The sequence below is a fragment of the Streptomyces sp. NPDC033174 genome (genome assembly GCF_055577795.1).
This window is the reverse complement of record NZ_JBVIPQ010000007.1, coordinates 462,259-480,155: the sequence shown is the minus strand read 5'-3', so window position 1 is coordinate 480,155 and position 17,897 is coordinate 462,259. Positions and strand designations below refer to the sequence as shown.

10 protein-coding genes and 2 pseudogenes are annotated in these 17,897 nt (G+C 73.1%); 8 read left to right on the top strand and 4 right to left on the bottom strand.

The window, feature by feature from the left end:
• Positions 1-52: 52 nt before the first annotated feature.
• The 4 genes from ACZ5VC_RS24175 (at position 53) to ACZ5VC_RS24160 (ending at position 7,792) form a co-directional block, all read left to right on the top strand.
• Complete coding sequence (locus ACZ5VC_RS24175; RefSeq protein WP_469122107.1) at positions 53-2,077, top strand: phosphocholine-specific phospholipase C; 2,025 nt, start codon at positions 53-55, stop codon at positions 2,075-2,077.
• 213 nt (positions 2,078-2,290) lie between these two features.
• On the top strand, positions 2,291-2,656 hold the full coding sequence (locus tag ACZ5VC_RS24170) for a hypothetical protein (protein WP_469122106.1): 366 nt from the start codon (positions 2,291-2,293) through the stop codon (positions 2,654-2,656).
• A 149-nt stretch (positions 2,657-2,805) separates the two neighbouring features.
• Positions 2,806-6,699, top strand: coding sequence for an nSTAND1 domain-containing NTPase (locus ACZ5VC_RS24165; protein WP_469122105.1), 3,894 nt, complete (start codon positions 2,806-2,808; stop codon positions 6,697-6,699).
• A gap of 142 nt (positions 6,700-6,841) precedes the next feature.
• Positions 6,842-7,792 (top strand): NlpC/P60 family protein, encoded by a 951-nt coding sequence (locus tag ACZ5VC_RS24160; protein ID WP_469122104.1) that lies wholly within the window; start codon positions 6,842-6,844, stop codon positions 7,790-7,792.
• A 332-nt stretch (positions 7,793-8,124) separates the two neighbouring features.
• Here the strand turns inward: ACZ5VC_RS24160 and ACZ5VC_RS24155 are convergent, their stop codons facing one another.
• The 3 genes and pseudogenes from ACZ5VC_RS24155 to ACZ5VC_RS24145 all read right to left on the bottom strand — a co-directional run bounded on the left by ACZ5VC_RS24155 (position 8,125) and on the right by ACZ5VC_RS24145 (position 12,798).
• Entirely contained in the window at positions 8,125-9,708 is a 1,584-nt protein-coding gene (locus ACZ5VC_RS24155) for a molybdopterin-dependent oxidoreductase (RefSeq protein ID WP_469122103.1), read from the bottom strand.
• A gap of 81 nt (positions 9,709-9,789) precedes the next feature.
• Positions 9,790-11,162 (bottom strand): annotated as a pseudogene (locus ACZ5VC_RS24150) (cryptochrome/photolyase family protein).
• A gap of 82 nt (positions 11,163-11,244) precedes the next feature.
• A complete protein-coding gene (locus ACZ5VC_RS24145) occupies positions 11,245-12,798 on the bottom strand; it encodes an SDR family oxidoreductase (protein ID WP_469122102.1) in 1,554 nt (517 codons plus the stop codon).
• A 230-nt stretch (positions 12,799-13,028) separates the two neighbouring features.
• Here ACZ5VC_RS24145 and ACZ5VC_RS24140 point away from each other — a divergent pair, with 230 nt between their 5' ends.
• A complete protein-coding gene (locus ACZ5VC_RS24140) occupies positions 13,029-13,256 on the top strand; it encodes a DUF5133 domain-containing protein (RefSeq protein WP_468709783.1) in 228 nt (75 codons plus the stop codon).
• Between the two features lie 83 nt (positions 13,257-13,339).
• On the opposite strand, the pseudogene ACZ5VC_RS24135 reads toward ACZ5VC_RS24140, so the two are convergent.
• Positions 13,340-13,593: pseudogene (locus ACZ5VC_RS24135) on the bottom strand (fasciclin domain-containing protein); the annotation flags it as partial.
• Between the two features lie 370 nt (positions 13,594-13,963).
• Between ACZ5VC_RS24135 and ACZ5VC_RS24130 the strand changes: the two are divergent.
• From ACZ5VC_RS24130 to ACZ5VC_RS24120, 3 genes are all read left to right on the top strand, one after another.
• Positions 13,964-15,598, top strand: coding sequence for a protein kinase domain-containing protein (locus tag ACZ5VC_RS24130; protein ID WP_469122101.1), 1,635 nt, complete (start codon positions 13,964-13,966; stop codon positions 15,596-15,598).
• Complete coding sequence (locus tag ACZ5VC_RS24125) at positions 15,595-16,302, top strand: hypothetical protein (RefSeq protein WP_469122100.1); 708 nt, start codon at positions 15,595-15,597, stop codon at positions 16,300-16,302. The genes ACZ5VC_RS24130 and ACZ5VC_RS24125 overlap by 4 nt, the downstream gene beginning before the upstream one ends.
• 339 nt (positions 16,303-16,641) lie before the next feature.
• The gene (locus ACZ5VC_RS24120; RefSeq protein WP_469122099.1) at positions 16,642-17,880 is read left to right on the top strand and encodes a phosphodiester glycosidase family protein; all 1,239 of its coding nucleotides are present in this window, start codon (positions 16,642-16,644) and stop codon (positions 17,878-17,880) included.
• Positions 17,881-17,897: the final 17 nt, after the last annotated feature.

Below are 17,897 nucleotides of genomic sequence, written 5' to 3'. Positions count from 1 at the left end.
CACTCTGTCCCCGGTGTGCCGCTGGGGCACGCAGTGACGCGAGAGGCGGGGCATGACTCCCATCAGTCGCAGGGGATTCGTCGGCATCGGGGCAGGGCTCGTCGCGGGGGCGGCGCTGCCGCCGGTGGCCGCGTCGGCCGCCGCCGCGGCCGCCACCGGCACCATCACCGACGTCAAGCACGTCGTGATCCTCATGCAGGAGAACCGCAGTTTCGACCACTACTTCGGCCGGCTCCGCGGCGTCCGCGGCTTCGGCGACCGGGCCGCGGGCAACCTCCCGGGCGGCTGGAGCACGTTCAACCAGCCCAACTGGGGCGGGCGCCAGTATCCGTGGAAGCTGAGCGCCACCCCGCCCGCGGGTGGCGTCGACGGCGAGACCCTCGCGCAGTGCAACGGCGACCTGCCGCACAGCTGGACCTCGCAGCACGCCGCCTGGAACAAGGGCCGCATGGACAACTGGGTCCTCGGGGTCGGCAACACCCGCACCCTCGGGTACCTCGACCGCGGCGACATCCCCTTCCACTACGCCCTCGCCGACAACTACACGGTCTGCGACGCGTACTTCTGCTCCACGCTCAGCGCCACAGGCCCCAACCGCACCTTTCTGTGGAGCGGCAAGATCGATGCCTCCAGCAAGGACGGCGGCGACGAGTCCGGGCTCACCTGGGAGACGTACGCCGAGGCCCTGCAGCGCGCCGGAGTGAGCTGGAAGGTCTACCAGAACGCCCAGGACAACTACGGCGACAACGGCCTGGCCTACTTCAAGAAGTTCACCGACGCCCGCCCCGGCGACCCGCTGTACGACCGGGGCATGGGCTCCGTCCCGAAGGTCACCGGCTCGACCCCCGACGACATCGCCGCCGCGATCCGCGCCGACGTCGTCGCCGGCACTCTCCCCCAGGTCTCCTGGGTCGTGGCCAGCGAGGCCTTCTCCGAGCACCCGTACGCCCCGCCCGGCGACGGCGCGCACTTCGTGGACCTCGTCTACCGCGCCCTGGCCGCCAACCCCGAGGTGTTCGACGCGACCGTCCTCTTCCTCAACTACGACGAGAACGACGGCTTCTTCGACCACGTGCCCCCGCCGGTCGCCCCGCCCGGCACCCCGGGCGAGTACATCGACGGCGTCCCGGTCGGTCTCGGCTTCCGGGTCCCGATGGTCGTCATGTCCCCGTGGACGCGCGGCGGCTGGGTCAGCTCCGAGGTCTTCGACCACACCTCCGTCCTGCGCTTCATGGAAACCTGGACTGCGGCCCTCGGCAAGCCCGCCGCCTGCCCGAACATCAGCGCCTGGCGGCGCAGGGTCACCGGCGACCTCACCGGCGTCTTCGACTTCTCCCACCCCGTCCACGGCGTTCCGGCGAATCTGCCCTCCACCGCCAAGGTCATAGGCCAGTCCACCTGCGGCCCGCTGCCCAATCCGGTCCCCCAGGACAACACCCTGCCGGCGCAGGAGCCCGGCACCCGGCCTGCCCGGGCAGTGCCGTACCAGGTCAACGGCAACCTCGACCGGTTCGAGTTCGGCGCGGCCGGCAAGATCCTGGCCTGGTTCTCGATGACGAACCAGGGCGCGCAGGCCAGGAGCGCGGCCCACTTCACCATCCACCCGCACCAGTACCGCGACACCGCCGCCTGGCAGTACACCGTCGGCCCCGGCACCACGTCCTCGGACTACTTCAACATCGGGACGGGCTCGGGCTCGGGCAAGTACGACATCTCGATGATGGGCCCCAATCGCTTCCTGCGCCGCTTCCTCGGCGACGCGTCCAAGGCGGGCCGGGCGATCGAGGTGGCGGCCCGCTTCGCGACCGAGCCGGGCACCGGGAAGACGGCGATCTACTTCAGGATGACCAATTCCTCGGCGTCCCCGGTCACCTTCATCATCCGGTCGAACGCCTACCGTACGGACGGCCCGTGGACGTACACGGTCGCGGCGAACTCCTCGCGCGAGGACTTCTTCAACGCGGTGGCCTACCAGGGCGGCTGGTATGACTTCACGGTCCTCGCCGACATCGACGGGACCTGGTCGCGCCGCTACACCGGGCACATCGAGACGGGCGGCCCGAGCATCACCGGCTAGCGCACACATTCTCCGCGCGGGTCCTCCGGGGGGCTTCGCGGCGGGTCCCCCGAACGGTCCCCCGGCGGTTGCCCTCCGCGGCGCGAAACACCTGGTCCCGGCCGGTTTCCCGGTCGGCGGGCGGACGGGCAACAGGAAACCCGTCGACCCCGGTCCGCGCCGGCGGAAGGCTGAGGTCGTCAGCACGAGGCAAAACCCGCAAGGGGGAAAAAAATGCGCAAGGTGCTCCGCGGCTTCGCCGCCCTCGCGACCACGGCCGCGGCCGTGATGGCGTTCCACACCACGGCCGAGGCCAAGCCGGCGGACGTCTGGGCCGGATGCCCGGACGGGGCGGTCTGTATCTACCCGCAGAACCAGAACCCCGCCGTCTCTCCGACCCACGTCTTCTATAGCTACGGACCCCACAACCTGAGCAACCAGTTCGGCAACCACTGGGTGCTCAACAACCAGACCGGCGGTGCGACCGCCAGTCTGTGCACCGGTTACAACGGCGCGGGCTGCGGTTCCCGCATCGCCGCCAAGACCGGCGTCTACGCCGACCTGACGCCGATCAACTCGATCACCCTCCACCGGCCGTAACACCCGTCGGTCGCACCGCTTCCGGAGCCGCCCTCGGGTGGCTTCGGAAGCTTTCGTGTTCTCGTCATACCGGCCGGGAGCTCCCGTCCGCGGTCCCTCCCCCGCTGTAGCCTGACCCCTGCCGTCTCACAGCCTCGGCGCACTTCGCCATGGGGGATGTCTTGGGGGACCCGGACCTCGCAGGGAAGACCGACCACCACCACGAAATGCCCGACGACGCCGCGGTGTCCTTCCCCACCCAGCTCAGGCGTCTGCGGGTGCAACGCGGTCTGTCGCTCGCCGACCTCGCGCGTCAGACGCACTACAGCAAGGGCTATCTCAGCAAGATCGAGACCGGCTCGAAACGCGTGACCCCCGACGTGGCCCGCCGCTGCGACCAGGTGCTGCGGGCGGACGGTGAGCTGCTCGCCCTGCTCCGGGAAGCGGCCCCGCCGGGCACCGGACCGGCGAGCTGCCCGTCCACCGGCGGGCCCCGGTCGGACGACGACTGCCCCTACCAGGGCCTGCCCGCCTTCACCACGGGGGACGCCGAGCGGTTCTTCGGCCGGGAGCGCGCCACGGCCGCGCTGGTCGAGCGGGTCTTCGAACGGATCGGGAGCGGACCGCTGATGCTGGTCGCCCCGTCCGGCGCCGGCAAGTCGTCCCTGCTCAACGCCGGTCTCGTACCGGCTCTGCGACGCCCCGGCGGTTTCCCGATGCCCGGTGCGGAGACATGGCCGGTGGTGCCGTTCACACCGACGGCCCGTCCGCTGGAGGAGCTGCTGGAGTGTACGGCGAAGGTCCTGGGCAGCGATCTCGGCCTGACCGGCGACACGTTACGGGAACGGCCCGAGGCCCTGCTCGAAGCCGTCCACCGGCTGTCGGACGAGGCTCCCGCGGCGCACGGGGACCGGCACCCTCCCGCCGTGCGTGCGGTGTTCCTGGTCGACCAGTTCGAGGAGCTGTTCACCCTCTGCCCGGACGAGGAGGAGCGGCGGGCGTTCGTCCGTGTGCTCTGCGCGGTCTCCACCTCCCGGGCCCCGGTGGCCGGGACCGTACCGGCCGTCGTGGTGTTCGGTGTGCGGGCCGACTTCTCCGGCAGCTGTCTGGACCTTCCCGAGCTGGCCACGGTCTTCACCGGTGGGCTGTTCGTGCTGCCCCCGATGTCGGTGGCGGAGCTGCGGGAGTCGATCACGCGCCCGGCGGAGCTCGCCGGTGTCACCCTGGAGCCGGGACTGCTGTCCCTGCTTCTGCGCGACGCCGGACTTCGGCGTGAACGCGGGGCGGCGGACCGGGAGGGCGGGCCCGATTACACGCCGGCAGGGGTCCTGCCACTGGTGTCCCACGCGCTGATGGCGACCTGGCGGCAGCGCGACGGCGCCACGCTGACCGTCGCCGGGTACGAACGCACCGGCGGCATCCAGGGCGCGATCGCGCGCACCGCCGAGAACGTGTTCGCACGTCTTTACCCGGCCGAGCAGCGGACGATCCGCCGGATCCTGGTGCGGCTGGTCCATGTCGCCGACGGCACCAGGGAGACACGGCGCCGCATGAGCCGTACGGCCCTGATGGAGCAGCTGGCTCACGCGGACGGCGCCGCGGCCGCGCTCGACGCCTTCGTCCGGGCCCGGCTGATCACCATGGACAGCGACACCGTCGAGATCACGCACGAGGCCCTGCTGCACGCCTGGCCGCGGCTGCACGGCTGGATCCACGCCGACCGGGCCGGGCTGCTGATCCATCAGCAACTGGCACACGCGGCCGCGGAATGGGAGCGCGAGGGTCGTGATCCCTCCGCCCTCTACCGGGGGACCCGGCTGGAGACCGTCCGCTCCTGGGCCGAGGAGCTCGACGGCAGGAGCCGGCTCAGCCTCCAGGAGGAGGCCTTCCTGCGGGCGAGCCGGGCCGAGGAGGACGGCCGGCTGAAGCAGGCCCGGCGTCAGATCCGCCTGCGGCAGGGGATGCTGGCCACGCTCGTCGTCCTGCTCGCCGTCGCCCTGGCCGCCGGAGGTCTGGCGTACCAGCAGCGCGCGGGTGCGCTGGACCAGGAACGGATCGCCCGCTCGCAGGCCCTGGCCGTGCGGTCCACGTCCCTGGCCGCCGGGCAGCCCGAGGCGTCGATGCTGCTCGCCGAGGAGGCGTACCGCACGGGGGCGACAACCGAGGCGCGCGGGGCCCTGCTCAGCACGCAGTCCCAGCCCTTCTCCGCCCGCCTCGGCGTGCACGGCGGGGCGGTCAACGCGGTGGCCTTCGCGCCGGGCAACCGCTCGCTTGCGACCGCCAGTTCCGACGGGACGGTGACGTTGTGGCGCGTCGCGGACCGGCGCCCGACCTCGGCGTTCCGGGTGCCGGGGCGGGTGCGCGCGATCGCCTTCAGCCCCGACGGCCGGACGCTGGCGGCGACGTCGACGGACGGACCGGTGCGGCTCTGGGACACCGTCGGGCGCCGCACCACGGCCGTTCTGCCGGCCCGCACCGCGGGCGCCCGGGCGGTGGCCTTCGCACCCGGCGGACGGACGCTCGCCACCGGGTCCGCGAACGGGACGATCCACCTGTGGGACTCTGCACCGGGCCACCGGGCCGTCGCCTCCCTCCCCGGCCACGCCGGCCGGGTCAACGCCCTCGCGTACTCCCCCGACGGCCGGACGCTGCTCTCGGCCGGCTCGGACCGGACCGTACGGCTGTGGGACACGGCGCAGGCCCGGCCGCTCGCCGTACTCGAAGGTCACACCGACGAGGTGCTGGGGGCGGCGTTCGCCCCGGACGGGCGCACGTTCGCCACCGGCGGCGTCGACCGGACCGTGCGGCTGTGGGACACCGCCGGGCGCCGGACCACCGCCACGCTGACCGGGCACAGCGACGACATCAACGGCGTGGTCTACACGCCCGACGGCACGACGGTCGTCAGCGCGGGCGGCGACGGTACGACCCGGTTGTGGGACGTGCGCAGCGGGCGGCTGGCCTCGACGCTGTCCGGGCACACCGACTATGTGCTCGGGGTGGCCGTGGACTCGGGCGGCACGATGCTGGCCACCGCCGCGTTCGACCAGTCCGTGGTGCTCTGGGACCTGCGGGGCGCGGTGCTGACGTCACGTCCGTTCACGGAGATCTGGAAGGCCGCGTACAGCCCGGACGGAAGGCTGCTGGCCACCGCCAACGCCGATCACACGGTACGGCTGTGGGAGGTCGCCGCGCGGCGGCTCCTGGCGACGTTCACCGGTCATCTGGAGACCGTGTTCTCGGTCGTCTTCGCACCGGACGGGAAGACGCTCGCGTCGGCGGGCTCGGACGGCACCATCCGCCTGTGGGACGTCCCGCGGCGGCGGCCGCTCGCCACCCTCACCGGCCGGAGCGGGAACGTCTTCTCGGTCGCCTTCGCCCCGGACGGGAGAACGCTGGCCTCGGCCGGTTCCGACGGGGCGGTCCGCCTGTGGGACGTGGCGGGGCGCCGGCCTCTCGCCACGCTGACCGGGCACACGGACTTCGCCAACGATGTCGTGTTCAGCCCCGACGGGCGCACCCTGGCGAGCGCGGGTGACGATCTGACGGTGCGTCTGTGGGATGTCGCCGCGCGGCGGCCGCTGACCACCCTCACGGGTCATACGGGCGCGGTACGGGCCGTGGCCTTCAGCCCGGACGGACGGACTCTCGCGAGCAGCGGCAACGACGGGGCCGTGCGCCTGTGGGACGCGCGCGAGCGCCGTTTCGTGGGAGCGCTGACGGGCCACACGGGCTCCGCGCGCGGGATCGCCTTCTCCCCCGACGGACGCACGCTGGCGAGCAGCGGAAACGACCGTACGGTGCGGCTGTGGGACCTGGCCGGACGCCGGCTGTGGGCCGCCCTGACGGGCCATACGAACGCGGTGTGGGGCGTCGTCTTCTCCCCCGACGGGCGGACCGTGGCCAGCGGCAGCAACGACGGGACCGTACGCCTGTGGGACCTGGACGTCGGGGCGCGGCTGGCGGAGATCTGCCGGCTGCGCGACGGCATCGCCCCCGAGGAGCGGGCGACGCTCATGCCGGGCCTTTCCGTCTCCCTCGACCCCGCGTGCGCACGTCCCTGACGGCGTGCCTGGTCGGAGCCGGTTTCCCGGGTGTTTCCCGTTGCCCGTTGGGGTGGGGTGACGCGGGGTCCTCGACCTGGGGCACCGCGGCCACCAGGCTTTTCCCCGCCAGACCACTCCACACGGAAAACGAGGTCCTCGCATGCTTCGCCGATCAGGTCTCATCGGCTCACTCGTCGGTCTTCTGGCCTTCCTTCTGTCGCCGCCCGCCTCGGCGGTCGCCTCAACCACCGGCTCTCCCGCGGCCGTTCGTGCGGCCGCGGCGGCCGACGGCTCGTGTGCCGTCCTGGCTCCGGGGGCCTCCGCGGCGGCCGAGCGCGCCGTCGCCGCCGCGTGCGCGCAGGTGGCGGCGGGTGTCTGGTACACGTGGGGAGGGGGCCACGGTCCGCAGCCCGGCGCCACCTACGGGCAGGTGGATCCCAGTGACCCGGCCAGCGAGCACGATCCCGAGCGTCTGGGCTTCGACTGCTCGGGGCTGGTCCGCCACGCCTACGCCCAGGCCGCCGGTTCGGACATTCTCAACGGGGTGGCGAGCGCCCAGTACTACACGCATCGCGCCGCCGAGCGCTTCACCGCCGCACAGGGCCTGGGCCCGCTGCTCCCCGGCGACCTGCTGGTCTGGGGCACCTCCCGCGACCTTCACCACATCGCCCTCTACCTGGGCGCGGGCAAGATGGTGGAAGCCCGCCAGTCCGGTACGAAACTCATGGTCAGCGATGTCCGGCTGAACGGTGACTACTTCGGGGCGGTGCGCGTCAACACGGGACCGGTGACCGGTCACGTCTTCCGGACCTGGGGCACCGGTGTGTGGACGAAGGCACTGCCGTCCACCGGCGCCACGCGGGTCTACGCCTTCCCCGGGGCGACGACCATCCGGGTCGAGTGCCAGAAGCACGCGGAGTCGGTCGCCGCCGAGGGCTACACGAACGACGCCTGGTCCTATTTGCCCGACTACAGGGCATGGGTCACCAACATCTACATCCAGGGGCCCGCGTGGCTGGAGGGAGTACCCACCTGTGGTGCCGACCGCCCCGCGGCCCCGGACGTTTCGTTCGGATCGTCGGATCGTTGGCCAGGGCGTGCTGTTGAGTGACGCCCAGTGGGCCCGGATCGAGCCATTGCCGCCGGACCGATCACCAAGCCCTGGTGGGCGGTGGCGGGATCGCCGACCAGTGGGCGATGCCTTCGGAGATGCGGAACCGCGTCCCGCGCTCCGGACAGGTTGCATGCCCGGACGGGGATGTCATCTGCGGGCCCGTACGCGTGTCCGAGCTGCGACCAGTCCGGTGCTGGGTGTGCCATGCGACGGCATTCTGGCTGGTCCCGCCCCACGAAGTGGTCGCGGCCCCTCCACCGCCGCAGGCACCAGGTGCTGAAGGTCCCATCCAGCAAACGTGATCCGAAGGGGCGGCCTGGGTGGCGGGCTCATTCGACGGTGACCTCGACGGAGTGCCAACCGCTCGCCCCGTCCGGCAGGGTGGGCGTGCGGCGCTCGGTCTGGACGTCGCCGGCGCCGTCGGTGGCCCGGACGGTGAGCGTGTGGGTGCCCTTGGACGCCGCCCACGGGTAGGACCACAGCCGCCAGGTGTCGCGGGTGTCCGCGGTGGCCAGGGTGGCGTCGTGCCATGGCCCGTCGTCCACGCGTACCTCGACCCGCTCGATGCCCCGGTGCTGGGCCCAGGCGACACCGGCGACCATCACGGTGCCCGCCTCGGGCCTGGCGAAGGGCTTGGGCGTGTCGATGCGCGACTGCGTCTTGACCGGCGCTCTGCGGGCCCAGGCACGCTTGACCCAGTAGGCGTCGTAGGCGTCGAAGGTGGTGAGTTCGATCTCCTTGATCCACTTGCAGGCGGAGACGTATCCGTAGAGGCCGGGGACGATCATGCGGACGGGGAAGCCGTGGGTGAAGGGCAGTGGTTCGCCGTTCATGCCGAAGGCGAGCAGGGCGTCGCGCCCGTCCATCACGTCCTCGACGGGGGTGCCGATCGTCATGCCGTCCACCGAGCGCGCGACGAGCTGGTCGGCCGGCCCGCCAGCCGACGGCGGCCGTACCCCCGCCTCGCGCAGCACGTCGGCCAGGCGCACTCCCAGCCAGCGCGCGTTGCCCACATAGGGCCCGCCGACCTCGTTGGAGACGCAGGCGAGGGTGATGTCCCGCTCGATCACCTCGCGTGCGAGCAGGTCCCGGAAGGTCAGCGTGAGGTCCTTGGTCACTCCCCGGCCGCGGACGCGCAGGCGCCACCTGGCGGCGTCGACCTTGGGGACGACGAGGGCGGTGTCGACCCGGTAGAAGTCCTTGTTCGGGGTGACGAACGGGCTGACGCCCTCGACGCGGAGCTGGGCCCCGCGCGGCACGGGCGGGGCCGACGAAATCGGGCGGGGCAGCCGGACGGCGGCGCGGGAGGCGACCGCGTTCTCGGCCCGGGTGCCGCCGAGTGCCCGGCCCGCCAGGGCGGCGGCAGTGGAGGCCACGGCCGCCGACGCGGCCACCAGGAGGAAGCTCCGGCGGCCCGCCTGGACGGCCGTGACCGGGGCGAGCGAGGGCCGGGGGGCGAGCAGCCGGCCGATCAGTACGTACAGCAGGGCCGCGCCGGCCACCGCGCCGGTCAGGGAGGGCAGCGCGTCGGCCACGGAGGTGGAGTCCGGCCGGGTCACTGCCGCGATCGCGCCGATGACGCCGAAGACCAGCACCCCCGCCGCGCCGGACCGGCGGTGACGCAGCGCCAGCAGACCCACGAGCACGCCCAGGACGGCGAGGACGACGAGGATGCCGGACTGGAGGACGAGCTTGTCGCTCTCGCCGAAGTTGCGGATCGCCCAGTCCTTGACGGCCTCCGGGGTCAGGTCGATGGCCGCGCCCCCGACGGCGGCGACGGGGGCCGCCTCCGGACGGACGGCCGCGGCGGCCAGTTCGGCGACGGCGAGGGAGACGTATCCGGCGAGCACTCCGGCGACGGCGGCCAGGAGCCGGTCGGTCCGGGTGGGCTCGCGCACGGGCTGTGGGGTCATGTTCCTTGATTCGGCACGGAAGCGTTCGTGGATGGGTGCGTTCGCCCGGTCGGCCGAAACGCCCTGGGCCCCGGATCCGGCTCAGAGCTTGCCCCTGGCACGCTTGAAGCGGTCGAGGCCCTCGGAGAGATCGACGAGGGGATCGGGATAGGCGTACCGCGCGCGCTCGGGGCCCGTGAGCTTCCAGGGTTCGTGGACGGTCGCGCCGGGCAGCTCGGCGATCTCGGGGACCCAGCGCCGTACGTACGCGCCGAGGGGGTCGTACCGCTTGCCCTGGAGCACCGGGTTGAGGACCCGGTTGGGCCGGCTGTCGGTGCCCGTGCCCGCCATCCACTGCCAGTTGAGCTGGTTGTTGGCCAGGTCGCCGTCGACCAGCAGGTCGAGGAAGTGCCGGGCCCCCGCGCGCCAGTCGATGTACAGCGTCTTGGTCAGGAAGCTCGCCGTGATCAGCCGGCCCCGGTTGTGCATCCAGCCCTCGTGGGCGAGCTGGCGCATGGCGGCGTCCACGACGGGGTAGCCGGTGCGGCCCTCCTTCCATGCCCGCAAATCCTCCTCGGCCTCCTTTCCCCGCCGCCAGCGGTCGTGCTGCGTGCGGTAGTCCTCGGCGGACGTCTCCGGGCGGGCGGCGAGCACCTGGTGGTGGAAGTCCCGCCAGCACAGCTGCCGTACGAACGCCTCGGCTCCCGGGCCGCCCCTGGCCCTCGCCCGGTGGACGGCCTCGGTGGCGGACACCGCTCCGAAGTGGAGATACGGCGAGAGCCGGGAGGTCACGTCGCCCGCGAGATCGTCGTGGCGGCCCTCGTAGTCGTCGCCGTGGCGGGCCAGCCAGTCGGTGAGCCGCCCGCGGCCCGCACTCTCCCCGCCGGGGGCCACGCCCTCGGAGACCGACGGCACACCGGCGCGGGTGGGGATCTCCTCCGAGGCGACCGCGGACGGCACCCGGATCGTGCGGGGCGGGGGGAGCGGATCGCGCAGCCGCTCCAGCGACCAGCGCCGGAAGTAGGGGGTGAACACGGCGAAGTGACCGGAGCCGCCCGGGGCGACGGCGCCCGGCGGCAGCGCCGTGATCACGCCGTCGTGGACATGGAGCCGGCGCCCGTCCGCCTCCAGGGCCCGGCGCAGCCGCTCCTCCCGGCTGTGGGCGAAGCCGCTGCACCCGGCCGCCATGTGGACGTCGTCGGCTCCCGCCTCGCGCGCGACGGCACACACCTGCCGGACCGGATCGCCCGAGCGCACCACCAGCCGCCCGCCGCGCTCGCGCAGCCCGGCATCGAGGTCGCCGAGGCAGTCGGCGAGGAAGGCGAGCCGGTTGGGCGCGGCGAATCCGGCCCGGTCGACGGCCGGGTCCCGTACGAACAGGGGGACCACCTCGCCGCCCGAGGCGAGCGCGGCGCGCAGGGGCGGGTGGTCGTGGATCCGCAGATCCGAGGTGACAGGACAACCGAGACGTTCATGGCGCCACTCCTGGCGTTCGTACGGGGCGGCGGGGCGCCGCACGGTGTGCGGTGCCGTCGAAGCGGCCGGGCACGCGGGGGTTCAACGCGCCGGGCCCGCACCGGCGTCGGTGCCGCCTGCGACGTCGGCGGCCGCGGCGGTCTCCGCGATCTTCCTGGCCATGCCGCCGAAGACGGCGGAGTGGAACGGCGAGACGCCCCACCAGTACAGCTCGCCGAGCAGTCCGCGCGGGTGGAACAGCGCCCGCTGCCGAAACCGCGTACGTCCGCTCTCGTCCCGCTCGGCGTACATCTCCAGCCACGCGAGGCCCGGGAGCCGCATCTCGGCGCGCAGCCGCAGCAGATGGCCGTGTTCGATCTCCTCGACCCGCCAGAAGTCCAGGGAGTCGCCGACGCGCAGACGCGCGGCGTCGCGGCGGCCCCGGCGCAGTCCCACACCGCCGATGAGCCGGTCGAACCAGCCCCGGACGGCCCAGGCGAGCGGGAAGGAGTACCAGCCGTTCTCCCCTCCGATGCCCTCGATCACCCGCCACAGCGCCTCGGGCGTGGCGTCCACGGTGCGCTCGCGAAGGTCGGTGTAGAGGCTGCCGCCCGCCCAGTCGGGGTCGGTGGGGAGCGGGTCGCTCGGCGCGCCGGGCACGGAGGCGGAGGACCAGCGGGTGGTGACCTGCGCGTCCTGGACGCGTTGGAGGGCGAGCGTCAGCGCCGTGTCGAAGGGGATGGGTGTTCCGGGTGGGTCGGGGACATGGGTGGCGATGTCGTGCTCGTCGCAGACGACCTCGTGCCGCAGCGACTCGGCGAGCGGCCTGGCGATGGCCGGGGGCACGGGGGTGACCAGTCCGATCCACTGACTGGAGAGCCCGGGGCTCAGGATGGGTACGGGCACGATGAGGCGGCGCGGAAGTCCGGCGACGGCCGCGTACCGGCGCATCATGTCGCGGTACGTGAGTACGTCGGGGCCGCCGATGTCGAAGGCGCGGTTGACGTCGTCCGGCATCCGGGCGCTGCCGACGAGGTAGCGCAGCACGTCCCGTACGGCGATGGGCTGGATGCGGGTGCGCACCCAGCTGGGGGTGACCATGACCGGCAGGCGTTCAGTGAGATAGCGGAGCATCTCGAAGGAGGCCGAGCCGGAGCCGACGATGACGGCGGCGCGCAGCACTGTGGTGGGGACGCCCGACTCCAGCAGGATCCGGCCGACCTCGGCCCGGGAGCGCAGGTGCGGGGAGAGCTTCTGGGCGGGCACTCCGCGCGGGGTGAGGCCGCCGAGGTAGACGATGCGGCGCACCCCGGCCGCCCGGGCCTGGTCGGCGAAGGTGCGGGCGGCCTCCCGGTCGGTGCGCTCGAAGCCGCGTCCGGTGCCGAGCGCGTGGACGAGGTAGTAGGCGACGTCGATGTCCCGCAGGGCCTCGGCGAGCGAGGTGGCGTCGGTGACGTCGCCCCGGACCACCTCGGCCCGGCGCGCCCAGGGGTGGTCGCGCAGTTTGTCGGGTGACCGCGCCATGCAGCGGACCCGGTGGCCGGCGTCCAGCAGTTCGGGGACGAGCCGCCCGCCGATGTAGCCGGTGGCCCCGGTGACCAGGCAGCGCGGCGCGGGGGTGTCGTGCGGTGCGTCCTTGGTCGGCGCGTCGGTCATGCGGGTGCTCCGTTCCGGCTGGGTGCTTCGCCGGTTCTCTTCCCCGGCCGGCGCGGGAAAGGCGCGGCGACCGGTTTCACTGGGCCGATCGTGTGGCGTCCGCCGGCAGGGGTGAGACCGGCCACGTTCCGCGCGTCCCGGCGATCACCTGGCATGGGTGACGGGACCCGGGGTAGTGGGGCACCACTCCAGGCGATCCGCGCCTGTCGTGTGAAGGGAGAGCAGCTGCCGTGCTGATGGCCCATCCTGTGGTGCTGAGCAATCTGGTCGAGCAGTACGAGACGCTGAGGATCCTGCACGCGGAGGACGGTTCGGCGGAGGTGCGGCGTCGCATGGACGACGTGGCCTACACGTTGTGCATCGCCACGGGCACCCGTGACGTGGACGCCGCCCTCGTGGCGGCCCGTCACCGGCTCCCGGGTGCGCGCCCCGAGGACGACTCGCTGCTCACCGTCTGAGACCTTTCCCCTCCCCCCACGGCCACGGGCCGCCGCGGACAGCCGCGGCGGCCCGTGCGCGTCGACCGCGAGGAGCTCGGGGGTCAGTTCGGCATCAGCACGGTGTCGACGACGCAGACCGTCGCGTTGACGGTCGGGACATTGCCGCAGACGACCTTCGACGCGTCATTGACCTGGTAGTCCTCACCAGGGCCCGAGGTGGTCGGCATGCCCTTCTGGGGCGTCTCGTACGATCCCTTCTCCAGCTGAGCGGGCGTCAGCTCTGTCCCACCACGTGGTACGTGAGGATCTTGGTCAGCGTCCCCTTGTCCGCGAGGACCTTGTCCGGATCGGAGCGGCGCCCGACGCGCACGTGTCGACGGCCCGGCTGGGTGACGGGGCGGTGGGCACCGTGGTCGTGTCCACGTCCCGCGATCAGGCGGTGGCCGGTGAACCCGGTGTCCGGCATCGGCATCGGCATCACCGTCGAACCGCGCGGCGGCTCCCCGGCGCCCACCTCGGCGCCGCTGGCTCTGCTGGACTTCCCGCAGGCATGACGGGGCCGGGGCGCCCCCCGGAAGTCCCCGGCCCGCACCGGCCTTCACCGGCCGACACTCGCCGGCCGCCGGCTGGAACCGGATGTGCCGGAACCGTGTCCCCCTTGAGGAAGGTGGGTGAGCTGCCGAGCAGCGGTCGCGCACATGCCACCGCGTCGCCGAGGGGGCGCAATGAGCACATGGACGGTGCCCGGGTACACCGAGACCCGGGAGCTTGGTTCCGGTGGTAGCGGACGTGTCGTCCTCGCCGTCCATGACGCCACCGGCGTGCCGGTGGCCGTGAAGTATCTGAGCGAGCGCCTGCGGGCGGACACCGCATTCGTCCATGCGTTCCGGGCGGAGGCACGGCTCCTGGGCGGTCTGGATACGCCGTACGTCGTCGGCCTCTACGAGTACGTCGAGGCACCTTCGGGCGCCGCGATCGTGATGGAACTGGTCGACGGCATCGCCCTGCGGACGCTGCTGTCGCGGGAGGGTTCCACCGGTCCCGAGGCGGCGCTGGTCGTGCTCAAGGGGTCGCTGCTCGGCCTGGCCGCCGCCCACCGGGCGGGGGTCGTGCACCGCGACTACAAGCCCGAGAACGTCCTCGTGTCGCCCGACGGCTCGTCCAAGCTGGTCGATTTCGGTATCGCGGCGGGCCGTGGCAGCACCCCGGGCGTCGCCGGCACTCCGGCCTACATGGCTCCGGAGCAGTGGACCGGGGAGCCCGCGTCGCCGGCGGCCGACGTCTACGCGGCGACCGCGACCTTCTACGAGTGTCTGACGGGCCGAAAGCCGTACTCGGGCGACAGCTTCGCCGAGCTGGCGCTGCAGCACATCGGCGCGCCGGTCCCCGACGGGGACGCGCCGGAACCCGTACGCCCCCTGATCCGGCGGGGACTGTCCAAGCAGCCGCAGGAACGGCCCGAGAACGCGGCCGCGTTCGTCACGGAGCTGGAGAGCATCGCGACCGCCGCCTACGGGCCCGACTGGGAGGAGCGGGGCCGGCGCGCGCTCGCCGCGCTCGTCGCCCTGCTGCCGCTGCTCCTCCCCTCGGCCGGTGGCGCGCCCGCCGGGACCACCGAACTCGCCACGACGACCCTTCCCGAACGGCCGGTTCCTGGTGTGAGGCCGGGCCTGAAGGGGGTGCTGACCGGAGTGGCCGCTCTGGTGGTCGCCGTTCTGGTCGCCGTCGCCGCCCGCGCGGGTGACGAAGGCGCGGGGCGGACGACGACCCAGGCCGTCGCCACCACCAGCGCGCTGCCCACCGCGACCGGGGACCCGTCGCCCTCGGACGGGCCCGCCCCGTCGGACTCCGCCTCCGCGACGCCGACGCCGACGCCGACGCCGACGGTGACCGACAGTCCGGAAGCGTCCGCCTCCGGCGACACGAGTACCGAGCCGGCGCCGCCCACGCCGTCGTACGAGCCGACCTCCGCGTCCCCGCCCCCGACGTCCCCTCCCCCGACGGAACCCACCTCCAGTCCGCCCCGTACTCCCCCGGTGAGCGTCACATCGGTCTCGGTCACCGGCCTGCGGCAGACGAGCGCCGACGGGGCCACCGCCACGTTCGACGTGTCGACCGACGGCACCGGACCGGTGACCCTCGACATCGCCTGGTTCACCGGGGACGCGAAGGGTGAGCTGGGCGCGCAGGAGAGCGTGGAGAGCGTTCGGCGCAGTGGAGCGACGCAGTACACGGTCACCCTCACCCACACCTTCCAGGGGCAGGGCTGCTACTGGGGTGTGCGCGCGACGACGAATCCGGCTGCCGGAAACGGCAGTTCCTCGCAACAGATCTTCATCCGGCGGTGCACGATCTCATGAACGATCCACGGGACTCCTACAACCGCCGGCCGGACGAGGCCGGGAGCGACGACTACAGCGCCACCGTCCTGGGCAGCCACTGGTTCGAACCGGGGACCGCGCCGGTCGAACCCGGAAGCCCCACGCCCGTCCTGGACCCGCCGACGCTCGCTGTCACGCCCGACCGCGTGGAGGGCGAGGTCCTGCGCTTCGGCCCGGGCGTGACGGCCGCCGCCGCCCGGCATCACGGGTACGGCGACGCCACGACGCCGCAGATCTGGCACGGCACCCTGCCCGGGCAGCGCCCGGGCCAGGAGCCCCCACCCGAGCGCCGCCGCACGGGAGCGCGCCGGTACGCACTCGCCGGCGTGGTGCTCCTCGCCGTGCTGGCGTTCCTCGCCTGGCAGCGGTACGGCCCGGGGCCGGTCGTGAAGGAGGTCGCCGTCACGACCACGGAAACGCTCGGTTGTGACAGCACCGCGGACATCGTGGGCATGGTGACGACCGACGGACGGCCCGGCACGCTGACCTACCGGTGGGAGCGCAGCGACGGGACCACCTCGGCGCCGCTGACCGAAACCCTGACGAGTGGTCAGAAGCAGGCGCGGCTGCACCTGCTGTGGACGTTCCACGGCCAGGGTGAGTACCGCGCGTCGGCCACCCTGGTCATCACCTCCCCTTCCCGGCACAGGGTCGTCGGGCAGTTTGCCTACGCGTGCGCCTGAGCGCCCTGGGGGGGCAGGCCCGGTTGACCCGCGGCAGGGGTGACAGCGCTCGCGTACGGCATGCTTCACGGACGCGTGCCCCCGTCTGCGACGATGCGCGACCACGATCTTCCATCAGCCGGGCGGGTGATGCGAGGGCGGCGTGTCGATGGGTCGTTCCGGCGGCGGGTTGTGAACCGGCGCGTCGGTCGTGCCCTTGGCCTCCCCGGTGGTGGAAGGTGTGCGGGAGCCGGTCGGCCTCTGGATGTCGAGGCCCGTTCCCGGCCGGTCGGATCCTGGATCCCCAGGGCGGGCATCTCCCCGGGATCAGGGTGAGTTGCCCGTACCCCTGGGGGGACTGTGCCACGTCGTCGTACTCCGTTCCGCGTCGTTCTCGTTCTTCTGACGGTCTGTCTGGGCTGGTGCGGGTTCCTCGGTACCGGTCCCGTCGGCGCCGCGCCCGTGGCCGCCGCCACCGTCTGGACCGATGTCGCTCCGGGGGTCCGCTACCGGCAGGTCGATGCGGTCGCGGACGGGGGCCCGGTCAGGGCGCATCTGCTCGAGGTCGATCTGCGTGAACCCGGCGTGTCGGTGGCCCTCCTCTACCCGGGCGTGGTCGGCGCCCGCGCGAAGGTGTCCGCCCTCGCGAACGGATCGGGTGCGGTGGCCGGCATCAACGGTGACTTCTTCCACATCTCCGAGACCCAGCACGCGGACGTGGACGCGACCGGCGCGCCGGTCGGCCCGGCGGTCTCGAACGGGCGGGCCATCAAGGCCGCGGTGCCGAAGGGCCAGCGCTTCGGCCCCGCTCTACCGCCCGGCACCTCGACGCGTGACGTCCTGGGTGTGGGGACGGACGGCGTGGCACGGCTCGACCGTCTGACCCTGGACGGGGCGGCGCGTCTGCCCGCCGGGGAACTGCCGCTGGGCGGGCTCAACCAGTACGCGCTGCCCGTCGGATCGGTCGGGGCGTTCACCGCGGACTGGGGAGAGTCGTCCCGGCTGCGGGCGACCTGCGGCACGGACACGAACCGGGCCGCGCCGTGCAGCGCGGAGACCCGCGAGGTGACCGTTCGCTCCGGGCGTGTCGTCGCGGTCGCCACGACCCCCGGGCGGGGCCGGATCCCCAAGGGCACCGAGGTGCTGGTCGGCCGCGAGGCCGGAGCGCGGGCGCTGCGCGCGTTGAAGGTCGGTGACCCGGTGACCGTACGGCACAGTCTGGTGGCCACCGCGTCCAAGGTGCCGTTCCGTTTCGCGATCGGTGGCTTCCCGGTGCTGCGCGGCGGGCAACCGCTGGCCGGTCTGGACACGGTCACGGCGGCGGTCCGCACCGCGGCGGGCATCTCCGACGGTGGTCACGGTCTGTTGCTGCTCGCCCTGGACGGCGCGGAGAAGTTCCGCAGCGGGCTGACCGTCGCCGAGGCGGCCGAGCTGATGGCCGACCTCGGGGCGGTGGACGCGTTCAGCCTGGACGGAGGGGGCTCTTCGACGCTGGTCAGCCGGTCGGCCGGGGCGGCGACCGTGACCGTACGCAACCATCCGAGTGGTGGCGTCGAGCGGGCGGTGGCGAACGGGATCGGCGTCTACGCCGGCGCCTGACACGCTCCGTGATCACG

Coding starts and splice junctions, on each gene's coding strand:
- ACZ5VC_RS24175 (WP_469122107.1), top strand. CDS start 53: ATGACTCCCATCAGTCGCAGGGGATTCGTCGGCATCGGGGCAGGGCTC.
- ACZ5VC_RS24130 (WP_469122101.1), top strand. CDS start 13,964: ATGAGCACATGGACGGTGCCCGGGTACACCGAGACCCGGGAGCTTGGT.
- ACZ5VC_RS24160 (WP_469122104.1), top strand. CDS start 6,842: ATGCTTCGCCGATCAGGTCTCATCGGCTCACTCGTCGGTCTTCTGGCC.
- ACZ5VC_RS24125 (WP_469122100.1), top strand. CDS start 15,595: ATGAACGATCCACGGGACTCCTACAACCGCCGGCCGGACGAGGCCGGG.
- ACZ5VC_RS24155 (WP_469122103.1), bottom strand. CDS start 9,708: ATGACCCCACAGCCCGTGCGCGAGCCCACCCGGACCGACCGGCTCCTG.
- ACZ5VC_RS24165 (WP_469122105.1), top strand. CDS start 2,806: ATGGGGGATGTCTTGGGGGACCCGGACCTCGCAGGGAAGACCGACCAC.
- ACZ5VC_RS24170 (WP_469122106.1), top strand. CDS start 2,291: ATGCGCAAGGTGCTCCGCGGCTTCGCCGCCCTCGCGACCACGGCCGCG.
- ACZ5VC_RS24145 (WP_469122102.1), bottom strand. CDS start 12,798: ATGACCGACGCGCCGACCAAGGACGCACCGCACGACACCCCCGCGCCG.